Source organism: Bradyrhizobium sp. Leo78 (assembly GCF_059512425.1).
The window spans coordinates 1-2,286 of record NZ_JCAMOT010000128.1; the positions used below are offsets into that span (position 1 = coordinate 1).

Sequence of the window (2,286 nt, forward strand, 5' to 3'; positions counted from 1 at the left end):
GTGGCCTTCTCGCCTCTCTCTGGGGCGGGGCCACGCTCGCCTTCACCTTTACGGGGCTCGTGGTCGGATCGGTTTTGTCAGCGCTGCCTTTGATGGTGCAGCCCATCCGCAACGCCTTCGCTGCGATGGGTGACCGCCCGCTGGAAGTCGCTGCCACTCTGCGCGCCTCACCGTTATATGCCTTCTTCACGGTCGCCTTGCCTGTGGCGCGAACGGGTGTTCTGACAGGCGCCATGCTTGGCTTTGCGCATGCGATAGGCACGTTCGGCATCGTGCTTATGATCGGCGGCAACATTCCTGGGCGCACCAAGGTGCTGTCGGCCTATCTCTTCGACTATGTCCAAGCCTCGCGCTGGCGCGAAGCAAGCTGGCTTGCCGGGGCCATGGTGATGTTCGCCTTTGCGGTAATCCTCACCTTAACCTTGATCGACAAATACAGCGGAAGGAGGAGCAGGTGAGGATAGCCACGCCAGGCCGGATTGACATTGCCTTCAGCGGCAGTATCGCCGGCTTCTCGCGCGATACGCAATTCAGCGTACCCGCCAAAGGCGTGACGGCGATTTTCGGCCCACCAGGCTGCGGCAAGACCACGCTGGCGCGCTGCATCGCCGGCCTAGAGCCTTTGCGAAATGGTTTTTGCGCCATCGACGGCGAGGTGTGGCAGGATAGGACGACCTTTCGCCCACCCCATCTGCGTCCCATCGGCTACGTGTTTCAGGAGCCGAGTCTTTTTCCTCATTTGTCGGTCAGGCGCAACTTGCTTTACGGTGCGCCCAAACCGAAGCCAACGCCGATCGCGTTTGATGAGGTGGTCGAACTGCTCGAGATAGCTCCGTTGCTCGACCGCTCTCCCTCACATCTGTCCGGCGGCGAGCGGCAGCGCGTCGCCATGGGTCGCGCGCTGTTGTCTCAGCCCAGACTGCTTGTGATGGACGAGCCGCTTGGCGCGCTCGACCGCTGCGCCAGACGTGAGATTCTGCCGTTCATCGAGCGCCTGCCCGAGAAGCTCGCGCTGCCGATGATCTACATCGGCCATGACATGGCGGAGATCGAACATTTTGCCGATTATCTCGTCATGATGGAGCGCGGCGTAGTGACCGCGGCCGGACCGCTGCAAGTCTTAGAGAGATCCCGCACTGCCGCTAGCGGCAAGCCGCGAAGCCGCCGTCAGCCTTGATGCCGTTGTCAGCGGCTATGATGGGCGCTATGGGCTACTCATTCTCCGCCTCAAAGGGGCGCGGCTGTTGGTGCCGGCGCCGCCGTTTGCACCCGGCGTGCACCAACGGCTGCGCATTGGAGCGAGCGACGTCAGCGTGGCGCGCGAGGCGCCACGCGCAGGCTCCATGATTAATGTCTTTCCGGCGCGCATCAGAGCCTGTTTGCCGCTCGGCGCGGCTGAGATCACGCTGGTTCTTGCGCTCGGCACCGGAGGCTCGGGCACGGAGATTTTGGCCCGCATCACGCGTTTCTCCTTTGATTCCCTTGGGCTAAAGGATGGGATGGACGTATTCGCGCAGCTCAAGCACGTCTCGCTGCTCTCGGCCTCTGAACCGCCATTGCAAATCGTGACGACCTCCAGGCCAGCAGCAGATCCTGGGCAGGCAAGCGCCGCGGCGTGAAACGAGCAAGCTCGCTCGAGAGGCGAGCGGCATCATCTTGAGGCTACATTTCATTGTGCCACGCAGGCGGAGTTGAAGAGGCCGATATCGCAAGCCGGACGAGGCGGCCGAGCCATTGGACGGGGCACGCTGGCAACCTATGTGCGTGTCAAGCAAAGGCCCGCGCCATGTTTCTCGAACCGCACGCCAATTGCTGGGATGAGAAGCAAGAGCCGCCGCGGCTAACGCGTTCCCAGTGGCGTCCGGATTTCCCGATGAGGCTTGCCGATTGATCCTCATCAATTCAGTTCTGACCCTGTTTGTGGTCGGAAATGCAGGAGCGGCGGAGGTCGACGCGGCGGTCGCCGCGAACTTCACCGCGCCGGCCAAGGAGCTGCAGCGCCGTTTAAGCCGAAGACCGGGCGAGGCCAAGCTTTGGCGCGAGCGGACAGCTTACAGCCAGGTGACGCAACGGGCGCCCTTTGAGCTATTTCTCCGCCCGACGAGGCCGCCCGAGCAATCTGGTCGAGAACGGTCTTGCGTTCAGGAAAGCCGGTTCACCTATGCGACCTATAATCTCGTGCTGTGCAGTTCAACTCCGAAGTTCGTGAACGAGGCTTTCGCAAAACCTCGATCCATAATCCGGCTGCTGCGCGTTATAGCGCAGCCACTGAGCACGCTGTGAAAG

Annotated in this window: 2 protein-coding genes and 1 pseudogene; all 3 read left to right on the forward strand. The window is 62.0% G+C overall.

All coding sequences use genetic code 11. The annotated features are described in order from the left end of the window. On the forward strand, positions 1–458 hold a 458-nt coding region (locus tag AC5ZG1_RS43790), incomplete at its 5' end, for a molybdate ABC transporter permease subunit (RefSeq protein ID WP_496136503.1). Beyond that, positions 455–1,619, forward strand: a pseudogene (gene modC / locus AC5ZG1_RS43795) (molybdenum ABC transporter ATP-binding protein). The gene AC5ZG1_RS43790 and the pseudogene modC, both read left to right, overlap by 4 nt. 268 nt (positions 1,620–1,887) lie before the next feature. Next, positions 1,888–2,283 (forward strand): type 2 periplasmic-binding domain-containing protein, encoded by a 396-nt coding sequence (locus AC5ZG1_RS43800; protein WP_051397327.1) that lies wholly within the window; start codon positions 1,888–1,890, stop codon positions 2,281–2,283. Positions 2,284–2,286 lie beyond the last annotated feature (3 nt).